The organism is Aquitalea sp. FJL05 (genome assembly GCF_003852595.1).
GTDB lineage: Bacteria > Pseudomonadota > Gammaproteobacteria > Burkholderiales > Chromobacteriaceae > Aquitalea > Aquitalea aquatilis.
In genome coordinates this window covers 340-22,440 of the sequence record NZ_QAJS01000018.1, presented here as the reverse complement: position 1 = coordinate 22,440, position 22,101 = coordinate 340, and the positions used below count along the sequence as shown (strand labels likewise).

Genomic DNA, 22,101 nt, shown 5'->3' with positions numbered 1-22,101 from the left:
GATGAAAGCCATGATTCTGGCCGCTGGTCGCGGCGAACGGATGCGCCCGCTGACCGACCATACCCCCAAACCGCTGTTGCTGGCCGGGGGCCGTCCGCTGATCGAGTGGCATATCCGCCGCCTGGCGGCAGTGGGCATCCGGCAGCTGGTCATCAACCATGCCTGGCTGGGGGCGCAGATCGAGCAGGTGCTGGGCGACGGCAGCCGTCTGGGCGTTTCCATTGCCTATTCTCCGGAAGCGACGGCGCTGGAGACCGCTGGCGGCATCGCCAGTGCCTTGCCCTTGCTGGGTGATCAGCCTTTTCTGGTGGTGAATGGCGATGTGCTGAGCGATGTGGATTTTGTCTCCCTGCAACAGGCTGCCACGCAGCTGGATGGCCAGCAGCATCTGGCGCATCTGCTGCTGGTGGATAATCCGCCGCACAATCCGGCCGGTGATTTCGGTTTGCTGGCGGATGGCCTGCTGGCGGCCAGCCCAGCCGCGGGCAACGGCCTGACTTTTTCCGGCATTGCTGCCTACCATCCGGCCTTGTTTGCTGACACGCCGGCCGGCCGGCCGGCCAAGCTGGCACCGCTGCTACGCGCCGCCATGGCGCAAGGGCAGATCTCGGGTGGCAGGCTGGATGGCCTGTGGCTGGATGTGGGCACGCCGGAGCGCCTGGCCGAAGCGGATGCCATCGCTACAGGTTGGTCGGCGTGAGCCGGCGTATTCTGGGCATAGACCCGGGTAGCCGCATCACCGGTTTCGGGGTGATCGATCTGCTTGGCCAGCAGCGCCATTATGTGGCCTCCGGCTGTATTCGCACGCCACAGGGCGCGCCACTGGCAGACCGCATCAAGGTCATCATCGATGGCCTGTTTGGCGTGATCGATACCTATCAGCCGCATGAGGCCGCCATCGAGCAAGTGTTCGTCAACGTCAATCCTGCCGCGACGCTGATGCTGGGCCAGGCGCGTGGGGCCTGCGTGTCGGCGCTGGTGATGCGCAATCTGGCGGTGTCCGATTACACCGCCTTGCAGGTCAAGCAATCGGTAGTGGGGCATGGCAAGGCGGCCAAGGAGCAGGTGCAGCACATGGTGGTGCGCATGCTCAATCTGTCTGGCACGCCGCAGGCGGATGCAGCCGATGCGCTGGCCGTGGCGCTGGCCCATGCCAATCTCAGTGGCGGTGCCATCGGCGAGCTGGCACGCCAGGGGCTGAAAGTGCGGGGCGGGCGTTTGGTCTAGTGCCGCTTGGCATCTTCAACTTGTGCTGACGCAGACCCTGGCGGCGGCTGTTCGCGCTATGCTCTGGTCATTAGCAAGCGGAGCGCTTCATGTCGCAGATTCCTGTCAGTCTCGAACCCAGCGCGGCGGTGCTGGCCCATCATCCGGCGCGCTGGTGGCTGGCCACCCGGCCGGCGTTTCTCAGCATTACCCTGGCCGGCGTGCTGCTGGGCCTGGCCGGCAGTGGCTGGCCAGCCGTGCAGCAAAACTGGCTGCTGGCATTGCTGGGTTTGTTGCTGGCCTTGCTCACCCACGCTGCTGTCAATGTCATCAATGATGTAGCAGACCACCACAATGGTACGGATGCTGCCAATACCGCACGGCTGTTTCCCTTTACTGGTGGCAGCCGCTTTATCCAGAACGGCGTGCTCAGTGCCAGGCAGATGCAGGGGCTGGCCTATGGCTTGTTTGGTCTGGTGGTGCTGGGTGGTCTGTATCTGGTCAGCCTGCGCGGCCTGCCCTTGTTGCTGATCGGCCTGGTCGGCGTCGTGCTGGGCTGGGGCTATTCGGCACCGCCCTTGCGGCTCAACAGCCGTGGCTTTGGCGAACTGAGTGTGTTGCTGTGTTTCCTGTTGCTGCCGCAAGGCATGGCGGTCTTGCTGGCCGGGCAGTGGCAGCAGCCTTTGCTGTGGGCCAGCCTGCCCTTTGCCATCCTCACCAGCCTGCTGTTGTACATCAACCAGTTTCCCGACCGCACGGCGGACCGGCTGGCCGGCAAGTGGCACTGGGTGGCACGTTTGCCGCTGGAGCAGGCGCGCAGCGTGTACGGTGTGCTGGTGTTGCTGGCTTATGCCTTGCTCATCTGGCTGGTGTGGCGTGCGCTATTACCGCGCTCTGCCTTGCTGGGCTTGCTGAGCCTGCCGCTGTCCTTGTTTGCCGCGCGGCAGTTGTGGCGACATGCCGCCGAACCGGCGCGCTTGCGCCCGGCCATCATTGCCACCATCATGGCGGCCAATCTGTTTCCCCTGCTGCTGGCCCTGGCCTTGCTCCTCGGCTGAGCGGCGGTATATCTCTGGAGAATCACCCACATGATCGGACGCCTCAGCGGCAATCTCATCGAAAAACTGCCGCCGCAAGTGGTGGTGGATGTCAACGGTGTCGGCTATGAAGTGGATGTGCCGATGACCACCTTTTACCAGCTGCCGGCGCTGGGCCAGAAAACCACGCTGTTCACCCATCTGGTGGTGCGCGAGGATGCCCATCTGCTGTATGGCTTTGCCAGCAAGGAGGAACGCGAAACCTTCCGCCAGCTGATCAAGGTGAGCGGCATCGGTGCCAAGATCGCGTTGGCCGTGCTGTCGGGCATGACGGCGGATGAACTGGCGGTAGCCATTGCCAGTGAAGACCTCAAGCGTTTGTCCTCGGTGCCGGGCATTGGCAAGAAAACCGCCGAGCGTCTGGTGCTGGAGCTGCGCGGCAAGTTGGCCACCGGCAGTAATCTGGCAGTGCCGGGTGGCCTGCCTTTCGCTGCCACGCCGGACGACAAGAGCGATATCGTCAATGCGCTGCTGGCCCTGGGTTACAACGACAAGGAAGCCGCCGCCGCCACCAAGGGCTTGGCAGCAGATGTGACGGTGAGCGACGGGGTGCGGCTGGCGCTGAAGAACCTGATGAAGGGCTAGTTGCCGCTGCACGCTGTGGACAAGCGGCAATGAACAAGGCCAGCGGCATGCCGCTGGCCTTGTTGCTTTCAAGCTGCGGCCGACAAACTCCGGATCAGGCGCAGACGGCGCTGGCCTGCTGCTCCAGCCACAAGGCCAGTTCAGCCACCGTCAGCATGGGCAGCTGGTGCAAGGTGGCATAAGCCTGCAGCTGTGCGCCGCGCATCATGCTGCCATCCGGGTTCATCAACTCACACAAGACCCCTGCCGGGCTGAAACCGGCCAGTTCCGCCAGGTTGACTGCCGCTTCGGTATGGCCGCGTCGCTCCAGTACGCCGCCAGGGCGGGCGATCAAGGGAAAGACATGGCCGGGGCGGGCCAGATCAGCCGCCTGCGCTTGCGGGTGAATGGCCGCACGGATGGTGGTGACCCGGTCGGTGGCGGATACCCCGGTAGTGACGCCCTGTGCCGCTTCGATGCTGACGGTAAAGGCCGTGCCATAGCGGCTGCGGTTGTCCGGCACCATGGGCGGCAGCTGCAGCCTTGCCGCATGGGCTGGGGTCAGGCACAGGCAGACAATACCGCTGCCATCTCGAATCAGCCGTGCCATTTCCGGCACGCTCAAGGTATCGGCCGCCAGGATCAGGTCGGCCTCGTTTTCGCGGTCATCATCATCGCTGACAATCACCGGCCGGCCCTGACGCAAGGCGGTCAGCGCGGCGGCCAGCCGCGGGGGGAGGGAAGGGGATTGGGTGTAATGCATGAAACGGTCCTCGATCAAGTCAGAGAAACACGTTTCAGGGCGTGAAAAGCCGCCAGCAACAGCCATTGTCGCCAGCGATGGATGTATTGCAGACCGTGTGCGCCAGCCATGGCTGACGCCGGTGTCTGCATCACACCGGACAGGATGACGCCAGTCCGGCATGGCCAGACTGGCGCTGCTGTCATCTTCTTTCATCCGGACTATCACCGTCGGCTCTGGCATCGCACCAGATCTGCTGACCCTTTCTCATCAGAAAAAGGCGCTCGCGGGCTCGGCCTGCTGGTGTGCAGGCCATACCGCCGGTGGGGAGTTGCACCCCGCCCTGAAGACGTAGCAAGGCCGCGCACTGTGCGTCGGCCAGCGGCCAGTATAACGCAGTGGTAAGATGGCGGGATCGCACCATTCGGCTTTATGGCAACGGCACATGATTGAAACCGACAACCTGATCGGCGGCGCACCCGAGCGCCGCATCGTGACCCAGCAAAGCCTGTCCACCCAGGAAGAAGCGCTGGAACGCGCCCTGCGGCCCAAGCTGCTGGATGAATACGTCGGCCAGAAAAAAGCGCGTGAACAGCTGGAAATCTTCATCGAGGCGGCCAAGCGGCGCGGCGAGGCACTGGACCATGTGCTGTTGTTCGGCCCGCCCGGCCTGGGCAAGACCACGCTGGCCCACATCGTGGCCCGTGAAATGGGTGTCAACCTGCGCCAGACTTCCGGCCCGGTGCTGGAGCGTGCTGGCGATCTGGCGGCGCTGCTGACCAATCTGGAACCGCATGATGTGCTGTTCATCGACGAAATCCACCGCTTGAGCCCGGTGGTGGAGGAAATCCTCTACCCGGCGCTGGAGGATTACCAGATCGACATCATGATCGGCGAAGGGCCGGCCGCGCGCTCGGTCAAGCTGGACCTGCCGCCCTTTACCCTGATTGGTGCCACCACCCGTGCCGGCATGCTGACCAACCCCCTGCGCGACCGTTTCGGCATTGTGGCGCGGCTGGAGTTTTACACCGCGGAGGAGCTGACGAAAATCGTCAGCCGCTCGGCCGGCCTGCTCAATGTCACGCTGGCAGATAATGGCGCATTCGAAGTGGCCCGTCGCTCGCGCGGCACGCCGCGTATCGCCAACCGCCTGCTGCGGCGGGTACGCGATTACGCCGAAGTGAAATCCGATGGCATCGTCACCGCCCAGGTGGCCGATGCCGCGCTAGCCATGCTGGACGTGGACCCGGCCGGGCTGGATGTGATGGACCGCAAACTACTGGCGGCCATTCTGGAGAAGTTTGGCGGTGGCCCGGTAGGGCTGGACAATGTGGGTGCGGCCATTGGTGAGTCGACCGACACCATCGAAGACGTGATCGAACCCTTCCTGATTCAACAAGGCTATCTGCAGCGCACACCGCGCGGGCGGATGGCCACGGCATTGGCCTACACCCATTTCGGCCTGCCGCTCAAAGACTAGCCTCATGCAGAAAATCATCATCAAGACCGGCCGAACCTATCCGGCACTGGCCGAACAACTGGGCGATTTCGAACAGTGGATTGAACGTGAACTGGGCGCCGCGCCAGGCGAGTGGCGGGTGGTCGATGTCCAGCGCGGCGAAGCACTGCCACCGGTCGCTGATTGCCGTGGTGCGGTGCTGACTGGCTCTCCTGCCATGGTCAGCGACTATGAAGACTGGAGTGTCAGCACGGCGGCCTGGCTGCGCGAGGCGGTACAGGGCAATGTTCCCCTGCTGGGCATTTGCTATGGCCACCAGCTACTGGCCGATGCGCTGGGCGGTACAGTGGGCTATCACCCGCAGGGGCCTGAGGCCGGCGTGGTGGATATCCAGCTGTTGCCGGAGGCGGGGCAGGATCTGCTGCTGGCCGGGTTGCCGCCGGCTTTCCCTGCGGCGGTGATTCACTGGCAATCGGTGACTGCCTTACCGCCCGGTGCGGTGCGGCTGGCGGCCAATGATTTCGAAGCCAACCATGCTTTTCGCATCGGTTCGGCCTGGGGCGTGCAGTTCCATCCCGAGTTCGATACTGCCGCCATGGCGGCCTATCTGAGCCATCTCGCCCCGGCCTTGCAGGCTGCAGGAACAAGCGCAGAGGCCTTGCATCAGTCCTTGCGACCTACCCCGCATGCGGCGGGGCTGCTGCAGCGTTTTGCCCGTTTGCTCGAATACCAGGCGGCCTGATCCGGCCGTCCCGGTTCATCTTTGTTTTCCAGAAAGGGAACATCATGTTTTATGCACTGTTTACCGCCATTGTTGCAGTGGCGCTGGCCGCTTCGCTGGCGGTGGTGCGTTTTTTCGATCCTGCGGTGTACAAGATTCTGCTACGCACGCTGGGGCAGGATCTGGCCGATGCCTGGCGCCGCTATATCAGCTTTGCCATTCTGGTGGCGGGTATTTCCGGTGGAGTGCGGCCGTGGAATCTGGAACAGTACCTGCCGCCATCGGCAGGCAAGGGGAGTACCCAGCTGGAAATTACCGGTGCGCGCTGGCTGCTGGAGCTGTGGAATGCACTGACTGAAACCCTGCGTTCGATTGCACTGGTGATGCTGCTGTTTTTCCTGTGCTCGATGATGGCGTATGTGATTGCCCGCTCGCTGGAGTTACGCCGGTCCCGCGATTTGCAAGTTGATGCCAGGCAGCCGGATGCGGAGCAAGATTAAGGATATCGATGTCTCTTGAGTAGTGGCCTTCGGCTGATCGTGCTTATTTGGACACCGCCCCTGTACCGGGCGGTGTTTTTTATTTTGCACAGCAATTTGATGGTATTTACATTATTTGACATTGGCATTTCATGAAATCAAAATGATCACTCCCTATATTTATAATCATGTCATTAAAATGAAAAAATTCGCTTTTCTGCTTGCTGCTGTTGCCTCAACTTCGACATGGGCTGCCAATACCATGCCGCCAGTGCAATTGGGTATTGAGGGGTATCACGAGACCTATCATGAAACGGTGGACGGCTCCAGTTTCATGACGGAAAAAGCACGTATGCTGGGTATTAACATGGCTATACGTGAAGATGTGAACGATAAGGGCGATGCATTCCTGTTGCGTGGTCGTTATGCTTGGGGCAGTGCTGATTACTCCAGCGCATCAGGTGAATTCAGTGACCTTAGTCGTAAGAATTTTGATTTCAGCCTGGTTTATCAGCATGATTTTGCTTTGAGCTTTACTACGCTGACACCAGAGTTCGGCATTGGTTATCGCCGACTGGATGACCATCTGGAACAGTCTGGCTGGGGTGGCTATGAGCGCAATTCCATGTACAGCTATTTGCTGTTTGGCATTAGCAGCCGTAACACGCTCAACGCCGACTGGATGATCTCGCCTCGCATAGCCTACAAGTATGTGATAAGCGGGAGCCAGGAGTCGCGGTTGAGCGATATCAGTTCTTCGTGCAGCAATCTGAATAACCGTCAGAAAGACGGTTATGGCTATGAGTTGAACTTGTCTTTCGACCGTAAGCTGAGCAGTGGTAACTACCTGTCGCTGGCTCCGTATTATCGCTACTGGAATATCAAGGACAGTGATACATCTACTGCCGTATGTGGCAACTGGATCATTTCCGGTATGGAGCCACGCAATACCACCAAGGAAGTCGGTATGAATCTGTCGTACTCTTTCTGAGTCACGATATCTGTAGATATGAAAAAGGCAGCCTTGCGCTGCCTTTTCTATTTGCTGCCGTATTAATTACAGCGTGACCATATTGTCGCGGTGGATCAATTCCGGTTCCACCATATAACCCAGCGTGGCTTCGATCTCGCGGGTGGTTTTCTTCATGATCAGGCGGGCTTCGTCCGAGCTGTAGTTGACCAGGCCACGCGCTACTTCCAGCCCTTGCGGATCAACACAGGCCACGGCCTCGCCGCGCAGGAAATCGCCTTCGATAGCCGTGACGCCGACCGGCAGCAGGCTGGTGCCACGTTCGCGCACGGCCAGGGCGGCGCCGTTGTCCAGCACGATGCGCCCGGTGAGCTTGAGGTGATCGGCCAGCCACTGCTTGCGGGCGGCCATGCGATTGGTCGGTGCCAGCAACTGGGTGCCAATCCCTTCTCCATCAGCCAGGCGCGACAGCACGTCATGCTCGCGGCCACAGGCAATCACCGTGGCAGCACCGCTGCGTGCCGAGCGCTTGGCGGCCAGGATCTTGGTGATCATGCCGCCAGTGCCCACGCTGGAGCCGGCACCACCTGCCATGTCTTCCAGCTTGGGGTCGCCCGCTTCCGCCTCGTGGACAAAGATGGCATCCGGATGCTTGCGCGGGTCGGCGCTATACAGGCCTTGCTGGTCGGTCAGGATGATCAGCGCGTCGGCTTCGATCAGGTTGGTGACCAGCGCGCCCAGGGTGTCGTTGTCGCCAAAGCGGATTTCATCGGTCACCACGGTGTCGTTCTCATTGATGATGGGGACGACATTGAGGTTGAGCAGGGTCGTGAGGGTGGAGCGGGCATTCAGATAGCGGGTGCGATCGGCCAGGTCTTCGTGGGTCAGCAGGATTTGCGCGGTTTTCAGGCCGAATTCACGAAAGGCGGTTTCATAAGCCTGGCACAAGCCCATCTGGCCCACTGCGGCAGCGGCCTGCAGTTCGTGCACCCCCTTGGGGCGTACCGACCAGCCCAGTCGCTGGCAACCTTCGGCGATGGCGCCGCTGGATACCAGCACCACCTGTTTGCCACGACGCTTGAGTTCGGCGATTTCCGCTGCCCAGCGCGCCAGTGCCGACAGGTCCAGCCCCTTGCCGTCATTGGTTACCAAGCTGGAGCCTACCTTGACCACGATACGGCTGGCGGCATGAATCACCGAACGCATACAAAATCCTCTGTCTGGCTATGAATATCGAGCTAGCCAGTGTACCGCAAACTGCCGTGGCATGGCTCAGAAGTACTCGCTGGCGCGAAATTCCATCAGCTGGAAATGGGGTGACTGCTTATCCAGCCGCGAGCTGCGAATCAGGCTTTCTCCAGCCGTATCCCATAGGCGGAATTCACGCAGCCGGCTGAATAGACGGCCTTGGGTGACCAGTAGCGGTGGCCGGTGCAGACTGGTGATGGCCGGCAGGCGTAGCGCGTATTGTGGTGTATCGGCTGGATGGGTGATGCTGGGGATGAGCATCACGGCTTCGGGCTGCCGGCCGATGATCTCGACGCCGCATTCCACATCGATACCATCCGGCAATAGCGATACCCAGCAAATCATGCAGAGCTGGGCGGTGTCCGGTTTGCCCGGCTGGGTCAGCAGAATGGCCTCGCCGGCTCGCAGTGTCTGGCCACGCGGCTGGCCGCGCAACAAAAAGCCGGTCGCACTCTGATTCACCACCACAAACAGGCTGGGCGCCGGTGGTGCACGGGTGCTGGCCGGAGGCGCAGCCTGCTCGTTGCCAGCCTGTACCCAGCTCATGCCATTGCTGCGATACCAGATGGCAGGAATGGTGGAAATCAACTCGATGACTTCCTGTATCGGCAGGCGCTGATGCCGCCGCCGCCGTGGTTGTTGCCATTCGGCGGCCAGCGATTGCAGCAGGGCCAGCTCATCGTAAACCTGGCTCGGACTATGGCTGGTGTTTTGCAGCCGGGTCAGCTGCTCCACGCTATGCGTCAGTACCGTGATGGCAGGGGAGAGGTCGAGCAGATAGCAGGCGGCATCCAGTGTTTCACTCTGTACGCGCAGGAAGCGTGGCGGTTCGTCGCGGCTGGAGTCCACCAGATAGCCATGTACCCTGCCCTTGAGGGCTTCCACCGGCAGCAGGGTGGTCTGGCGTGACAGATCCATGATCAGTTGCTTGGCCACCAGCAATTCCGGCATCGACAGCCGGTTGGTGGAGGTGAGCCCCAGCAGCAGAATCTGCCGATAGATCAGCTCTGGTGAGTCGTCCTTTTCCAGATGTTTTTCCTGCCAGCCGCGTGCTAGGGCAAAGCTGTACAGCTGGTGGCAGTCTTGCCAGAAGTGCGCGGGGGGCGGGCTGTAGCTCTGGCAACAGATGTTCAGCAGCTGCCGCGCCGCCATCATGGTGTACAGCAGCAGTTCAATGCGCTGTTGCTCACGCTCCAGCAGGCCGCGCTTGGCCAGGCGTTCGCTCAGGGTGAGCTTGAACGCGACAAAAATAGACTCGAACAGCGCGGCACCCAGCATGGCCAACTGGCGGGTGCGCACCACCGAAGTGAGGTCGGTTTGGACAATCTCACTTTCCAGCGCCGGATAGTAGCGATCCAGCCCTTTGAGGTAGTGCAATAGCAGCTTGTGCCGATTGCCTACTTCCATCGGCGTGCGGCTCAGGCCTCGCAGGGCCTCAAGCAATAGGCGGCCGCATTCCTGCAGGTCGCTATACGGCAAGCGCTCTACCCAGCTGGCTACGCTGTCGGGGTTGGTGTCGACCAATCGTGGATCCCTATCGAGGGCGGGCAAGGCAAGCTGCATCGTGCGTCCTCATGGCAAGGCGGCGTAGCGCTGGGAATGAAAGGCGGGGAAGCGGATGTAAATCGTTCCCTGCCATGTATCACTCTCTATGCTATTTGAATTAAGCCGGCCAAAGCAAGGTAGCACTCAGGGCAAGGCAGTCACAGGCCCGGTCAAAACATCGTTTTGTTGACTTAACTCATCCAGTACCTGTGTTGTGGCCTGAAACAGTTGAGTCATCTCCTCTGCTTGCAAGATGTAAGGCGGCATGAAGTACACGGTTTTGCCAATTGGCCTTACCAGGCAACCATGCTTAAGCATGGCTGAGAAAAAGGCTTGTGCAAAGTCCGAGCGGGGGCTGTCGACATCAAAGGCCCAGATCATGCCGGTATGGCGGAAATGCCGTACGTCGGCACGCTCGGCCAGCGGTGCCAGAATGGCGCTAAAGGTTGCGGCCAGCTCGCGGTTACGGGCGATGATGTCTTCATCGGCAAAGATATCCAGCACTGCCAGTGCCGCACTGCAGGCCAGCGCATTGCCAGTGTAGCTGTGTGAATGCAGAAAGCCGCGCGTCACCTCATCGTGATAGAAGGCCTGATAGACCGTATCGCTGGTCAGCACGCAGGACAGGGGCAGGAAGCCGCCGGTAATCCCCTTGGATAGACAGAGAAAGTCTGGCGTGATCCCAGCCTGCTCACAGGCAAACAGAGTGCCGGTGCGGCCAAAGCCGACCGCGATTTCGTCGGCAATCAGGTGTATCTGATACTGATCGCACAGCCGGCGCAGCTCCGTGAGGTAAACCGGATCGTACATGGCCATGCCGGCAGCGCCCTGCACCAGTGGTTCGACGATGATGGCCGCCATTTCACCAGCTTTCTTGGCCAGCACATTCTCCAACGAGCGCAATGCCTGCCTTGCCACATCGGCTGCACTTTGCCCCGGGCCAGCCTGGCGCGCATCCGGGGTGGGGACACGTACCCCGGGTTTCAGCAGCGGCGCATAGGTCGCGGAAAACAGTGGCACATCGGTCACTGCCAGCGCACCGGCAGTTTCGCCGTGATAGCTGTTGTCCAGACTGATAAAGCGGCATTTCTCCGGACGACCGACATTCTTCCAGTAATGAAAGCTCATTTTCAGCGCGATTTCGGTGGCACTAGCACCATCCGAGGCATAAAACGCATGATCCTGGCCGCTCAGCGCGCACAGCCGCTCGGACAGCTCAATCACTGGCTGGTGGGTAAAGCCGGCCAGAATGACATGCTCTACCTGATCCAGTTGATCCTTGATTGCCTGCTTGATCCTGGGGTTACCATGGCCGAACAGATTGACCCACCAGGAACTGACCGCATCCAGATAGCGTCGGCCTTCGAAATCCTCCAGCCACACGCCCTCGGCGCGCGCGATGGGAATGATGGGCAAGGTTTCATGGCGCTTCATCTGGGTACATGGATGCCACACATGCTGGCGGCTGCGTTGCAGCCAGTCCTGATTGCTCACGGCAAACTCCTGAATGGGGAATGGGCTGGATGCTAACACAGCCCGCAAGCACCACCCGAACTGACAAAAAACGTCACATCCTGCCGCGTAATGCGGGCTATGGGATGTACTGACGGACTGAATTTACTGGATGGGGCCGCTTGGCACGCTTTCTGCATGGTATGGATAGTGCATACCACGGAGAGGGTCATGCGGGGCAATAATGGTTTTACTTTGATTGAACTGATGATTGTTGTTGCCATCATCGGCATATTGGCCGCGATTGCCATACCGGCGTATCAGGCTTACACGATACGAGCAAAGGTAGCCGAAGGGTTGCTGGCTGCCGATGCGATCAAGTCTGCAGTTTGGGATAGCTATACCAGTAATAATAGCTGGCCATCCAGTAATGCGTCAGCAGGTATTTTGTCGGCAAGCACTTATGCAACGAAATATATTGATTCAATCAATATAGTGGCAGCATCGTCAGTCAGCAATATAGTAGTAAATTTTAATGCTAGTACGGTATTGTCTGGATTGACCGTAACCATGATGCCACAACTTTCTAGTGGTTCAATCATGTGGACATGTCAAGCCAGTGCAACATTTTCACAGTACCTTCCATCGAGTTGTCGTTAACTTTATAAAGAGGAATACGTTATGAATAGCAAAATTCAGCAAGGTTTTACCTTGATCGAACTGATGATCGTTGTTGCCATCATCGGTATTCTGGCTGCCATCGCTATCCCGGCCTACCAGGATTACACCAAGCGTGCGCGTGTAACGGAAGGTTTGTCGCTGGCATCTGCAGCCAAGACTGCCGTATCTGAATATTACGCATCTAATAACCAGTTTCCGACGTCAAATGCTTCGGCAGGTTTGTCAACATCTATTTCAGGTAATGCTGTTTCCAGTGTGGTGGTTGGTACCTCTGGTGTTATTACCGTGACTTATAACACATTAGTTGACTCTACCGGGTCCGCTAATACTTTGACCTTGAGCCCTAGTTCGGGAAGTGGTGCAATTTCGTGGAAATGTGCTGCAGCTACCCTTCCAACAAACTGGGTACCTTCCAACTGCCGCAACGGTAACTAATTTTGATCATTGAGTAATTAATTAGGGAAGGTGCTCTGCAAAGAGCACCTTTTTTTATGATGATTAAAAAGATAACCATGGGCAGCTTATTAATTGCTGCGGCAGTAACCATGCCTTTTTTGAGCTGGCTGCGCTATGCGCCTCTGCCTGATTGGGTGTCGGATGCATCGTGCTTGTTTTTCTTGGCGACTTCCATGCTATTTATCCTACCAGCACGGAATAATTCCTCACTAAATATCTCTGCAGTATTGCTACCATTTTTGTGTTTTGCCATTTATCTGGCTATGACTGGTCATAATTTGGCGAATTTCACAATCTTGATTGCAATACTGGGCTTTCTTGTTCTTTGGAGTTTGCAGTTCTCCATTCATTTCAATAAAAATAACAGCGAAGATTTTTTGCTGATTCTGGCGACAGTCATTTTTATTTTTTCCATGCTGCAAGTGGTGTTGGGCTTGTTGCAGGTGTTGAGTCTTGCTCCTTTATTTCAAGGCTATGTGGTATTTGATCAGTCTGAGGTAAATTCAAATATCATGGGTAATATTGGGCAGCGTAATCAGTATGCCCAATTTTTAAGCTGGGGAATCCTGGCTGCCTGCTATCTTTATGCTAAAAGACGATTGCGTATGTCTTTCTTCATCGGGAGCGTTTTTCTTCTGGCTTGGCTGTCAGCATGTGCAGGTGCACGTCTGGTGTGGGCTTATGTGCTGATTTTTGCCGGGCTGGGATGGTATTGGTCAAGGCAGAATAAGGCTGAAACAGTCCGCCGAATGATCCGGGCTGTGATGATCGCAGTTGTCTTGATAGTATTGACGCAATTATTTAGTAAGCAGATTGCAGCACTGTTGGCCTGGCTCGGTATTCCCATCCATGTTGTTAGTGGTGCAGACCGTTTCTTTTCTGCTGGTTTTGGTATTCGTCGCCGTATTGAGTGGACTAAAGCATGGGAAATTTTTCTGCAACATCCCTGGTTTGGCGTTGGTTGGGGAGGTTTCCCCGCTCAGTCGGTGGAGATGGAGCTGACTGGTGGTCTACCGAAATATCCTGAGAGCTGGCTGTTTGTTCATTGCCATAACCTGTTTTTCCAGCTGTTGGCTGAAACCGGCATTGTTGGTGTACTGATTGTATTTGCCACACTTGGCTACGCACTGGGCAGTTTTTTTAGAAAAGGACAGCAGTCGGCGGAAAACTTGCTGTTGCTGGGTATTGGTGGCGTGATCCTGGCGCACAGCATGTTTGAATACCCGCTATGGTATCTGCCATTTTTGAGTATGTTTTTGATTGTTCTTTTGCTAGCGCCAGCGCCAAGAGTAACAATTTCGATGCGGCCATCATTTGTCAGGGTGGCGGGTTTGGTTGTCGCGATAATGACATTGCTTTATCTTGGGACTGGTATTGCAGCCTTTAAAACAATGGTCGCCTATGACTTGCCAGCACCAAATGCACAAGAGAATGTGCGGCGGATGGGAGCCTTGTTTGATGTTGGCAAAAATCCGTTGTGGACTAATGATGCAGATATGGTATTGGCCAATTATTTGATTCCCTCGCGTGAGCAGCTGGATCTGAAGCTGCAGCACTTTTCCCGATTGGCAGCATACCGACCCTACCCTGAAGTGCTACTGAAATTGGCAGTCTTGTATGCACTGGATAAGCAGATGGCCAAAGCCGAGCATACGATAAAGCTGGCAATCGCCAACTATCCAGATTATGCGCCCAATTTTGATTACCGTTTGGCCGTGATGAAGAAAGATGAACTGAAGCCATTGCAGCTGATTACCTCCAAGGCGGCCAAGGCATATGTCGATCATGGTGTTCAGACCGATCCTGGCCGTATCGCGGCAGTCATGACAGTTGCCTCCCCGGCCACCCGCAAGCCCTTGTTCTAGGTAGTTAACGACACTGCCAGTCTTCTGGCTGGCGGTGTCTTCACCGCGCTACATGCGGTATCCTCCATGCTTTGCTTTTAGCCCCAGACTCCATCATGTCTTTTCCAACTTTTTCCCGCCGTCTGGCCTTGCTGGCGTTTTGCCTGATCGCCATCATGCCTTTTGCCTCCCGTATCCATTTCGTGCCATTGCCGCAGTGGTTTGGCGAGATGAATGTGGTGTGGCTGATGCTGGCCGCAGCGGTTTATCTGTTGCCCAGCGGCATGCTGTTCGAGCGGGTGCCGCGTGCCAGCTGGTGGTGTCTGTGGCTGGCCATCGTGTGGGCGCTGCAGCCGCAGCTGGTCCATGCGCTGTTTCCCGGTATGACTTATGCCACCGCGCTGGCCTGGCTGGTGGTGGCTTTGCTGGCTGGTTTGTCTTATAGCCTGCAGCAGACCTTTGGCAGTCGCGAGTTTGCGGTGTGGCTGGCGCGCGCCATCATTGTCGGCGGGCTGGTGCAGTCGCTGATCGGTCTGGCGCAACTGACGGGCTTGGCCAATAGCCTGGGCTTGTTTTATGACAGCGCCCACCCGACGACCAATATCTTTGGCCATATCGGGCAGCGCAACCAGTATGCGCATTACCTGATGTGGTCGGTGGTCAGTGGAGTGTATCTGTTTGCGGTGGATCGCCTGGCGCGTGGCTGGTTGGTGCTGCTGGTGCTGTGGCTGGGGCTGATGCTGGCCTATGCCGCATCGCGTACTACCTTGCTGTATCTGCTGGCCTTGACCTTGCTGGGTGGCTTGTGGCACTGGCGGATGCAGTCTGCGGTATCGCGCCGCTTGATGTGGGCGATGCTGCTGTCTTGTGTGGTGGTGTTTGCGGCGCAGTTTGCCTTGCCGCTGGTGAATCATCTGCTCTCTTTGCTGACACATGCCACGGTGAGCAACGCTTCGGGGGTGGAGCGGCTGGCAGCCAACGGCGATGATATGGGCTCGCGCCGGCTGGCGGAAATGGGCAAGGCCTGGTTGAGTTTCAAGTCGCACCCGCTGTGGGGGGTGGGCTGGTCGCAATATGCAGCGGAAAGTGTGCGCTTGCAGCCTTTGCCGCAATTTGCTTCTGCCGGTTTCAATAGCGGTTTGTTTACCAATTGCCATAATCTGATTCTGCAATTGCTGGTGGAAATGGGACTGCCGATCACCTTGCTGGTGGTGGGTGGCTTTGCCTGGGTGATCTGGCCTTTCTTCAGCGAGCAGGCCGAGGCTGAGGGGATGCTGGCCTTGGGCTGCATGGCGGTCACCCTGATTCACTCCATGCTGGAGTACCCACTCTGGTATCTGTATTTCCTGGCGATGCTGGTGGTGTTTGCCTCGATGTCTCCTGCGCGTACCGGTCGCGCGGGCTGGATGCTGCGGGCGTGCTGGATGCTGGGCATGCTGTTCATCGGCTATATGTCGGTGGTGACCTGGTCTACCTATAACGAGCTGGTTGGGCTCTATACCCAGACGGATAACCCGGCGCGTGATGCCAAGCGACAGCAGCGGTTGGCCGAGATCATGGAGCAGCACCCGCTGTTTGCCTACCATGCACTGAGCACGCTGGATGACTATCTGGTTGCCGACAAGAACAATCTGACGCGCAAGTTGCAGTGGGAGGAGCGGCTGACAGCTTTCCGCCCTTACCCGGATGTGATGATGAAAAAGGCACAAATGCTGGCGCTGGCCGGACGCGAGGCGGAAGCCAAGGCGACGGTGAGCACGGCACTGGCCTCATTCCCGACTTATGCCAAGGATTATCTGGACGGTATTGATGAAGAAGTCCCGGCGTGGCAGCCGCTGCGCGAGATCGCACAGCAGGTGTTTGACCGCCTGCCAGCCAAGTATCGCGGTGGCGAAGGGGAATAAGCGGTCGCTGTAAAATTGAAAAGCCCGCGCTGAATGGCGCGGGCTTTTTTCATTGCAGTAGCAGGCAATCAGTTGTCGATAACGACGCCTTCGCTCAGCGCAGTTTTCATTTTGCCGAGTGCCTTGGCCTCGATCTGGCGGATGCGCTCGGCAGAAACCCCGAACTCTGCAGCCAGCTCGTGCAAGGTGGCGCCGCCATCATCGGCCAGCCAGCGGGCTTCGACAATGCGACGGCTGCGGGCATCCAGCGATGCCAGTGCGTATTCGATGCCTTCGGTTTGCAGATGGTCGAACGCTTTGCGTTCCAGCGCACGAGTCGGTTCGTGATGGGCGTCGGCCAGCCAGTCGATGGGGGCAAAACCTTCATCGTCGCCATCGTCGGCCATCAGCGCGATATCCTGCCCGCTCATGCGGGTTTCCATTTCACGCACTTCTTCCGGCTTCACGCCAAGGTCTTCGGCGATTTGCCGGGCTTCGTTTTCACTCAGCGCAGAAAAACTGCTCTTCATGCTGCGCAGATTGAAAAACAGCTTGCGCTGCGGCTTGGTGGTGGCAATGCGCACCAGGCGCCAGTTGCGCAGGATGAATTCGTGAATTTCAGCCTTGATCCAGTGCACGGCAAAGGAAAACAGGCGTACGCCACGGCCCGGCTCGAAGCGTTTTACCGCTTTCATCAGGCCGATATTGCCTTCCTGGATCAGGTCGGCCTGTTGCAGGCCGTAGCCGGCATAACCACGCGAAATCGATACGACAACGCGCAGATGTGACAGCACCATCTGGCGAGCGGCTTCCAGATCATTGTCTTGCTGGAAGCGGGTGGCCAGCTCGGTTTCCTGTTCGGGGGTCAGCATGGGAACACTGTTCACCGCCTGGATGTATTGCTCCAGGCTGCCGCTGGACGACGGAACGGGCAAGGCAAATGTTGTGGTCATCAGTGTAACTACCTCCTTGGGTAGTGCTATGTTAGCACTCGTATATTGAGAGTGCTAGCAAGCAAAGGTTCCAGCGTCAATGATTTTTCCTATCGGGCTGATAGCTTTTTCAGTGGAAAATCGCTGGGAATATTCTGCTGGTCGACATCGGCTGAATGTCACCATAAGCGACATTCAGCCAGAAGTGAAAGGGAATGATTGTTAACGAGGTTGAATCTGCCGCAGGTGATGGTCGGAAGCCAGGCGGGCGCCCAGCATCGCCAGCAGGGCGGAAATGGCCAGCACAACAAGCAACTCGACAACGCTGAGGCCGCGTAACTGCACGGCTTCGTTGTAAAGCTGGGCAAATTCGTGGATGGCGGGGTTGGCCGTCATTACCAGCCAGCTGGTCAGCCCCCATGCGGCCAGACCGGCAAGCAGGCCCTGCCACATGGCGTGGTACATGAAGGGGCGACGGATAAAGCTGTCCGGCGCGCCAATCAGCTTGGCCACTTCGATTTCATCGCGACGGGCCAGAATCTGCATCCGTACCGCATTGTGGGTGACCAGAACCAGGGCAATGCCCAGTGCCGCGCCGAGAAACCAGGTCAGCTGTTTGCCCATCTCCACCATGCCGTACAGGCGCTTGGCCCAGCGGGCATCGAACTGGGCGGTTTCCACCATGGGCAGGCCGGATAGTTCTTTTTGCAGCATTTCCAGTTCGTGGGGTTCCAGCGTCTTGGGGGTGACTACAAAGGCGTCTGGCAGCGGGTTGTCAGTCAGACCATCACTCAGTCCTGGCAGACCGTTGCGCTTTTCCAGATCGGACAGCGCCTGCTTCTTGCCGACGAAGCTGTAACTCTGAATGCGTGGGTGTTTGGTGAGGGTGCTGGAGACGGCGGCGAGGTCGGCTTCCTCGGCTGATTGCTCCATGAACAGGGTGATCTGTGGCGTGGCGGTGAGCCGGCCAGCCCATTCCTGGATGCTGCTTACCGTCAGATAAAGCGACAAGGGCAGGGCCAGCGCGATGGATAGCATCAACAAGGTGAGCAGGCTGCCGAACGGTTGGCGCAGGATCTTCACCAGCGCCTGTCTGGCGCTTTGCCAGTTCAGATAGAGAAAGTGTTTCATGCGGCGAACTGCCCTTCTTTCAACCGGATGATGCGACGTCCGTAGTCTTCCATCAGGGTTTCGTCATGGGCGGAAATCACCACGGTCACCCCAACCTGATGGAAGGATTTGAACAGCTCCATGATGTCCAGCGCGTAAGCGCGGTCGAGGTTGGCTGATGGTTCATCTGCCAGCAGCAGGCTGGGGCGGTGCACCACGGCGCGGGCAATGCACAAACGTTGCTGTTCGCCACCAGACAGGCGAATCGGCATGGATTTTTCTTTGGACAGCAGGCCAACCTTGTCCAGTGCGGCACGCACCCGGCGTGCGGCATCACGTCGATCGAAGCCGATGATGTCCAGCGGCAACATAACGTTATCGAAGACCGAGCGATCGAACAGCAGCTTGTGGTCCTGGAATACCATGCCGATATGCTGGCGCACATAGGGAATCTGACTGCTGCGCAGCTTGGACAGATTCTGGCCGCTGACAATCACGCTGCCGCTGCTGGCGCGCTCGATGCCAGCCACCAGCTTGAGTAAGGTAGATTTGCCGGCACCGGAATGGCCGGCCAAAAAAGCCATTTCACCAGTGTCGATGGTAAAGGAAAGATTCTTCAGGGCTTCGTTGCCACCGGGATAACGCTTGGTGACCTGGTCGAACTGAATCATGCGCTGCATTCCCCTTGATCCTGAGCTGCAGGCCAGCGTATTCGCCAGGGCCTGCCGGGTGAGGTGTCGCCGGCAAGCAATCACCGGCGCGGGTCTCTATAAAGTGTGTCGATCAGTCGAACAGGGCGTCGACATAATCCTTGCTGTTGAACGGGCGCAGATCGTCGATGCTTTCGCCCACACCGACAAACCGTAGCGGAATCGGCCGCTGCTTGGCAATGGCGGCAATCACACCACCCTTGGCGGTGCCATCCAGCTTGGTCAGAATCAGCCCGGTCAGGCCCAGGGCGTCATCGAATACCTTGACCTGGCTGATGGCGTTCTGGCCGATGTTGGCATCCAGCACCAGGATGATTTCATGTGGCGCATCCGGCAGCGCTTTCTGGATGACGCGCTTTACCTTTTTGATTTCTTCCATCAGATGCAGCTGGGTCGGCAGGCGCCCCGCCGTATCCGCCAGTACGATGTCGATGCCACGGGCGGTAGCCGCCTGGATGGCATCAAAGCACACGGCAGCAGCGTCGCCACCTTGCTGGGCAATTACGGTGACATTGTTACGTTCGCCCCAGGCCATCAGCTGTTCGCGCGCAGCTGCGCGGAAGGTATCGCCAGCAGCCAGCAGCACGCTCTTGCCTTGCTGCTGATAGTACTTGGCCAGCTTGCCAATCGAGGTGGTTTTCCCGGCACCATTCACCCCAGCCATCATGATGACAAAAGGCTTCTTGCCGCTGACATCCAGCGGCTTTTCCAGCGGGTGGATCAGATCATTGAGCGAATCCTTGAGTGCGCCTTTCAGCTCACTGCCGTCTTTCAGGCCCTTCAGGCTGACGCGCTCGCGCACATCCTGCAGCAGGTGCACCGTGGCATCCATGCCCATGTCGGCGGTCAGTAGTACGGTTTCCAGCTCTTCGTACAACTCCTCATCGATCTTGCCACCGCCAAACAGGCCAGCCAGCGATTTGCCCAGTTTGTCACGGGTTTTGGACAGACCAGTCTTGAGGCGTTCGGTCCAGCTCTGCTTGCGTGCCGGCGGTTCTGCTGCGGCACTGACGGGGGGAGGAGTCGGGTTCTCCGGCGCGGGTACGGGCGCCTCAGGGATGTCGGGTGTAGCAAGCGGTGTGGCTTGCAAGGTGGCGGGAGCCGCCGCCGGGATGTCTGCCGGCTGGCTGGCTAGGGGTTCTGCAGCCGGGGTTTCAACCGGCTTTGGCTTTTTCTTGAAGAAACTGAACATGCGTCTGCGTAGTCAACGGTAGGCGATAAATGGCTAAATTGTATCCTTAAATCAGCCACTGGGCAGAAACGATGGTGATGAAAGCCAAAGCCGGGCTGATTGGCCGTGGTGAAGGGCGTTGGCACTGTCGATTGGAGGAGGGCATTTAGCCTAACCAGCATGCCTATGCTGCTGCGCCCATGTCTGAAGGTGAAGGCAGGTCGCGGCTGCGGATGAGGTGAGTGGGTGAGTTTGCCAGTCACGTTGATTGGACGAGATGGTGTGCAAGCTGGGTGTTCTCAGGCTACGTCACCCGGCTAGGTGGCAAGCACCGTGTGCCACGGTGGTTTGTAATGGCATGGTTCCGCCGAAGCGGCATGCGCTGTTGATCAGGCTGATCAATCAAGCATTGTCATTGGGGCTATTTATCAAGCGATGGCTAATCGGCATGCAGAAACCGGGTGTGTGTGCTTTGCTACCCACACGTCTATATAGAGCATAGAGGATGTGCCTGGCGCAGGCAGATTGGTAATGGCGCTGATGGGGCATGTTGTGCTTGCCTGTGGCATGGCTACGCGGCGCTGTCTGCTTGTTGGTCCAGGGTCTTGTCTGGATACGCACTGTGACGGCGGGTGCGACACCTTTGAACGCCAATCTGCGTCAGATGCAGCATGCCGGACGGGAAACGGGTAAACTCTCGCCCTTGAGTTTTTAGCCCAAGCGTCATGAATCAACAGCGAAACAAAGTCCGAATCATCGGCGGCCAGTATCGTCGTCGCTTGCTGCCCTTTCCGGATGCCGAAGGTTTGCGCCCAACGCCGGACCGGGTGCGGGAGACGGTATTCAACTGGCTGGGTCAGGAATTGCACGGCAAGCGCTGTCTCGACCTGTTCGCCGGCAGCGGCGCCCTCGGTTTCGAAGCGGCCTCGCGCGCAGCGGCACGTGTGGTCATGGTGGAAAAGTCGCGCAAGGTAGCGGAATCGCTCAAGGCCAATCGCCAGTTGCTCGCGGCGCATGCCATCGACGTCGTCCCAATGGATGCCTTGCTGTACCTGAAAAGCTGTCGAGAGCAATTTGACATCATTTTCGTCGATCCGCCGTATGACTCCAGCTTGCTGCAGCAGGCATTGCCCTTGTTGCAGCCGTTGCTGGCTACTGACGGCGTATTGTATTTCGAAGCCAGGCACTGGCCGGAAAGTTTGCCAGGCTGGCAGATCCTGAAGCAGGACAAGGCCGGCATGGTGCATTACGCACTGGTCCGGCCTGCGACTGAAGAATCGCTGTAATACGTAGGCAGGTCGCCGCATAAGGATATAACGGGGCGAACTTGCGACCGTGCTGCACGGATGACAGAATCAATACTGTGAATACCTGAGGAAATTACTATGTCTCTCATGATTACCGACGAATGCATCAACTGCGACGTCTGTGAGCCGGAATGCCCGAACAATGCCATCTCGCAGGGTGAGGAGATCTATCAGATCGACCCCAGTCTGTGCACTCAGTGTGTAGGCCACTATGACGAGCCGCAGTGCCAGCAAGTCTGTCCGGTGGATTGCATCCCGCTGGATCCGGCCCATCCGGAAACCCAGGATGAGCTGCATGCTAAGTACCTGGTCATTTCCGGCAAAGCCTGATTGAAGCTAAGTGCTTGATGAAAAAGACAGAGCCCCGCAGTTTGCGGGGCTTTGTTCTTTTTCTGGCAAAAATAATGAAAAAAATTGCAGCACAGGTGTTGACGAGGGAAGTGGGTATCTATACTATTCGGGTCTCTCAGGGGGGGGTTACCCCAGCGGTCAACGGGTCCGGACTGTAAATCCGGCGGCTCAGC

Annotated in this window: 22 protein-coding genes and 1 riboswitch; of the genes, 14 read left to right on the top strand and 8 right to left on the bottom strand. The window is 58.0% G+C overall.

The window, feature by feature from the left end; genetic code table 11:
• Position 1: 1 nt before the first annotated feature.
• The 4 genes from murU (at position 2) to ruvA (ending at position 2,888) form a co-directional block, all read left to right on the top strand.
• The gene (gene murU / locus DBR44_RS16605) at positions 2-700 is read left to right on the top strand and encodes an N-acetylmuramate alpha-1-phosphate uridylyltransferase MurU (protein WP_124645129.1); all 699 of its coding nucleotides are present in this window, start codon (positions 2-4) and stop codon (positions 698-700) included.
• On the top strand, positions 697-1,227 hold the full coding sequence (gene ruvC / locus DBR44_RS16600) for a crossover junction endodeoxyribonuclease RuvC (RefSeq protein WP_124645128.1): 531 nt from the start codon (positions 697-699) through the stop codon (positions 1,225-1,227). Before murU ends, ruvC begins: the two co-directional genes overlap by 4 nt.
• A gap of 89 nt (positions 1,228-1,316) precedes the next feature.
• Positions 1,317-2,264, top strand: coding sequence for a prenyltransferase (locus DBR44_RS16595; protein ID WP_124645127.1), 948 nt, complete (start codon positions 1,317-1,319; stop codon positions 2,262-2,264).
• A 30-nt stretch (positions 2,265-2,294) separates the two neighbouring features.
• Positions 2,295-2,888: a Holliday junction branch migration protein RuvA gene (gene ruvA, locus DBR44_RS16590; RefSeq protein WP_124645126.1), complete on the top strand. Its 594-nt coding sequence runs from the start codon at positions 2,295-2,297 to the stop codon at positions 2,886-2,888.
• Between the two features lie 94 nt (positions 2,889-2,982).
• Here ruvA and ribB read toward each other — a convergent pair whose 3' ends face one another.
• Positions 2,983-3,630 carry a 3,4-dihydroxy-2-butanone-4-phosphate synthase gene (gene ribB / locus DBR44_RS16585; protein ID WP_124645125.1) on the bottom strand — a complete coding sequence of 216 codons (648 nt, stop codon included), beginning with the start codon at positions 3,628-3,630 and terminating at the stop codon, positions 2,983-2,985.
• A gap of 179 nt (positions 3,631-3,809) precedes the next feature.
• Positions 3,810-3,964, bottom strand: a riboswitch (FMN riboswitch).
• A 90-nt stretch (positions 3,965-4,054) separates the two neighbouring features.
• On the opposite strand from ribB, the gene ruvB reads away from it, so the two are divergent.
• The 4 genes from ruvB to DBR44_RS16565 all read left to right on the top strand — a co-directional run bounded on the left by ruvB (position 4,055) and on the right by DBR44_RS16565 (position 7,259).
• Positions 4,055-5,089: a Holliday junction branch migration DNA helicase RuvB gene (ruvB, locus tag DBR44_RS16580; RefSeq protein WP_103524448.1), complete on the top strand. Its 1,035-nt coding sequence runs from the start codon at positions 4,055-4,057 to the stop codon at positions 5,087-5,089.
• Between the two features lie 4 nt (positions 5,090-5,093).
• A complete protein-coding gene (locus DBR44_RS16575; protein WP_124645124.1) occupies positions 5,094-5,810 on the top strand; it encodes a glutamine amidotransferase in 717 nt (238 codons plus the stop codon).
• A 44-nt stretch (positions 5,811-5,854) separates the two neighbouring features.
• The gene (locus tag DBR44_RS16570) at positions 5,855-6,289 is read left to right on the top strand and encodes a hypothetical protein (RefSeq protein WP_124645123.1); all 435 of its coding nucleotides are present in this window, start codon (positions 5,855-5,857) and stop codon (positions 6,287-6,289) included.
• Positions 6,290-6,431: 142 nt separating this feature from the next.
• Positions 6,432-7,259, top strand: a complete 828-nt coding sequence (locus DBR44_RS16565) for a hypothetical protein (protein ID WP_124645122.1) — start codon at positions 6,432-6,434, stop codon at positions 7,257-7,259.
• Between the two features lie 66 nt (positions 7,260-7,325).
• Here the strand turns inward: DBR44_RS16565 and proB are convergent, their stop codons facing one another.
• The 3 genes from proB to DBR44_RS16550 form a co-directional block, all read right to left on the bottom strand.
• The gene (gene proB / locus DBR44_RS16560; protein ID WP_103524445.1) at positions 7,326-8,444 is read right to left on the bottom strand and encodes a glutamate 5-kinase; all 1,119 of its coding nucleotides are present in this window, start codon (positions 8,442-8,444) and stop codon (positions 7,326-7,328) included.
• A 66-nt stretch (positions 8,445-8,510) separates the two neighbouring features.
• A complete protein-coding gene (locus tag DBR44_RS16555; protein WP_124645121.1) occupies positions 8,511-10,049 on the bottom strand; it encodes a hypothetical protein in 1,539 nt (512 codons plus the stop codon).
• 126 nt (positions 10,050-10,175) lie between these two features.
• Positions 10,176-11,525, bottom strand: a complete 1,350-nt coding sequence (locus DBR44_RS16550; protein WP_124645120.1) for an adenosylmethionine--8-amino-7-oxononanoate transaminase — start codon at positions 11,523-11,525, stop codon at positions 10,176-10,178.
• A 189-nt stretch (positions 11,526-11,714) separates the two neighbouring features.
• Here DBR44_RS16550 and DBR44_RS16545 point away from each other — a divergent pair, with 189 nt between their 5' ends.
• The 4 genes from DBR44_RS16545 (at position 11,715) to DBR44_RS16530 (ending at position 16,368) form a co-directional block, all read left to right on the top strand.
• Positions 11,715-12,143, top strand: a complete 429-nt coding sequence (locus DBR44_RS16545) for a pilin (protein WP_124645119.1) — start codon at positions 11,715-11,717, stop codon at positions 12,141-12,143.
• 21 nt (positions 12,144-12,164) lie between these two features.
• The gene (locus DBR44_RS16540) at positions 12,165-12,599 is read left to right on the top strand and encodes a pilin (protein ID WP_124645118.1); all 435 of its coding nucleotides are present in this window, start codon (positions 12,165-12,167) and stop codon (positions 12,597-12,599) included.
• A 56-nt stretch (positions 12,600-12,655) separates the two neighbouring features.
• The gene (locus DBR44_RS16535) at positions 12,656-14,485 is read left to right on the top strand and encodes a PglL family O-oligosaccharyltransferase (RefSeq protein ID WP_124645117.1); all 1,830 of its coding nucleotides are present in this window, start codon (positions 12,656-12,658) and stop codon (positions 14,483-14,485) included.
• A gap of 95 nt (positions 14,486-14,580) precedes the next feature.
• Positions 14,581-16,368 carry a PglL family O-oligosaccharyltransferase gene (locus DBR44_RS16530; RefSeq protein ID WP_124645116.1) on the top strand — a complete coding sequence of 596 codons (1,788 nt, stop codon included), beginning with the start codon at positions 14,581-14,583 and terminating at the stop codon, positions 16,366-16,368.
• 68 nt (positions 16,369-16,436) lie between these two features.
• Here DBR44_RS16530 and rpoH read toward each other — a convergent pair whose 3' ends face one another.
• From rpoH to ftsY, 4 genes are all read right to left on the bottom strand, one after another.
• Positions 16,437-17,300: an RNA polymerase sigma factor RpoH gene (gene rpoH, locus DBR44_RS16525; RefSeq protein ID WP_103524438.1), complete on the bottom strand. Its 864-nt coding sequence runs from the start codon at positions 17,298-17,300 to the stop codon at positions 16,437-16,439.
• A 201-nt stretch (positions 17,301-17,501) separates the two neighbouring features.
• Complete coding sequence (ftsX, locus tag DBR44_RS16520; protein WP_124645115.1) at positions 17,502-18,410, bottom strand: permease-like cell division protein FtsX; 909 nt, start codon at positions 18,408-18,410, stop codon at positions 17,502-17,504.
• Complete coding sequence (gene ftsE / locus DBR44_RS16515; RefSeq protein WP_103524468.1) at positions 18,407-19,060, bottom strand: cell division ATP-binding protein FtsE; 654 nt, start codon at positions 19,058-19,060, stop codon at positions 18,407-18,409. Before ftsE ends, ftsX begins: the two co-directional genes overlap by 4 nt.
• 112 nt (positions 19,061-19,172) lie before the next feature.
• Positions 19,173-20,291 (bottom strand): signal recognition particle-docking protein FtsY, encoded by a 1,119-nt coding sequence (gene ftsY, locus DBR44_RS16510; RefSeq protein WP_124645114.1) that lies wholly within the window; start codon positions 20,289-20,291, stop codon positions 19,173-19,175.
• A gap of 704 nt (positions 20,292-20,995) precedes the next feature.
• On the opposite strand from ftsY, the gene rsmD reads away from it, so the two are divergent.
• Together rsmD and DBR44_RS16500 are read left to right on the top strand one after the other, a co-directional pair.
• On the top strand, positions 20,996-21,556 hold the full coding sequence (gene rsmD, locus DBR44_RS16505; protein WP_124645113.1) for a 16S rRNA (guanine(966)-N(2))-methyltransferase RsmD: 561 nt from the start codon (positions 20,996-20,998) through the stop codon (positions 21,554-21,556).
• A 99-nt stretch (positions 21,557-21,655) separates the two neighbouring features.
• A complete protein-coding gene (locus DBR44_RS16500; protein ID WP_124645112.1) occupies positions 21,656-21,907 on the top strand; it encodes a YfhL family 4Fe-4S dicluster ferredoxin in 252 nt (83 codons plus the stop codon).
• The last annotated feature ends 194 nt before the right edge of the window (positions 21,908-22,101 follow it).

Coding starts and splice junctions, on each gene's coding strand:
- murU (WP_124645129.1), top strand. CDS start 2: ATGAAAGCCATGATTCTGGCCGCTGGTCGCGGCGAACGGATGCGCCCG.
- DBR44_RS16595 (WP_124645127.1), top strand. CDS start 1,317: ATGTCGCAGATTCCTGTCAGTCTCGAACCCAGCGCGGCGGTGCTGGCC.
- ruvA (WP_124645126.1), top strand. CDS start 2,295: ATGATCGGACGCCTCAGCGGCAATCTCATCGAAAAACTGCCGCCGCAA.
- ribB (WP_124645125.1), bottom strand. CDS start 3,630: ATGCATTACACCCAATCCCCTTCCCTCCCCCCGCGGCTGGCCGCCGCG.
- ruvB (WP_103524448.1), top strand. CDS start 4,055: ATGATTGAAACCGACAACCTGATCGGCGGCGCACCCGAGCGCCGCATC.
- DBR44_RS16575 (WP_124645124.1), top strand. CDS start 5,094: ATGCAGAAAATCATCATCAAGACCGGCCGAACCTATCCGGCACTGGCC.
- DBR44_RS16570 (WP_124645123.1), top strand. CDS start 5,855: ATGTTTTATGCACTGTTTACCGCCATTGTTGCAGTGGCGCTGGCCGCT.
- DBR44_RS16565 (WP_124645122.1), top strand. CDS start 6,432: ATGATCACTCCCTATATTTATAATCATGTCATTAAAATGAAAAAATTC.
- proB (WP_103524445.1), bottom strand. CDS start 8,444: ATGCGTTCGGTGATTCATGCCGCCAGCCGTATCGTGGTCAAGGTAGGC.
- DBR44_RS16555 (WP_124645121.1), bottom strand. CDS start 10,049: ATGCAGCTTGCCTTGCCCGCCCTCGATAGGGATCCACGATTGGTCGAC.
- DBR44_RS16545 (WP_124645119.1), top strand. CDS start 11,715: ATGCGGGGCAATAATGGTTTTACTTTGATTGAACTGATGATTGTTGTT.
- DBR44_RS16540 (WP_124645118.1), top strand. CDS start 12,165: ATGAATAGCAAAATTCAGCAAGGTTTTACCTTGATCGAACTGATGATC.
- DBR44_RS16535 (WP_124645117.1), top strand. CDS start 12,656: ATGATGATTAAAAAGATAACCATGGGCAGCTTATTAATTGCTGCGGCA.
- DBR44_RS16530 (WP_124645116.1), top strand. CDS start 14,581: ATGTCTTTTCCAACTTTTTCCCGCCGTCTGGCCTTGCTGGCGTTTTGC.
- rpoH (WP_103524438.1), bottom strand. CDS start 17,300: ATGACCACAACATTTGCCTTGCCCGTTCCGTCGTCCAGCGGCAGCCTG.
- ftsX (WP_124645115.1), bottom strand. CDS start 18,410: ATGAAACACTTTCTCTATCTGAACTGGCAAAGCGCCAGACAGGCGCTG.
- ftsE (WP_103524468.1), bottom strand. CDS start 19,060: ATGATTCAGTTCGACCAGGTCACCAAGCGTTATCCCGGTGGCAACGAA.
- ftsY (WP_124645114.1), bottom strand. CDS start 20,291: ATGTTCAGTTTCTTCAAGAAAAAGCCAAAGCCGGTTGAAACCCCGGCT.
- rsmD (WP_124645113.1), top strand. CDS start 20,996: ATGAATCAACAGCGAAACAAAGTCCGAATCATCGGCGGCCAGTATCGT.
- DBR44_RS16500 (WP_124645112.1), top strand. CDS start 21,656: ATGTCTCTCATGATTACCGACGAATGCATCAACTGCGACGTCTGTGAG.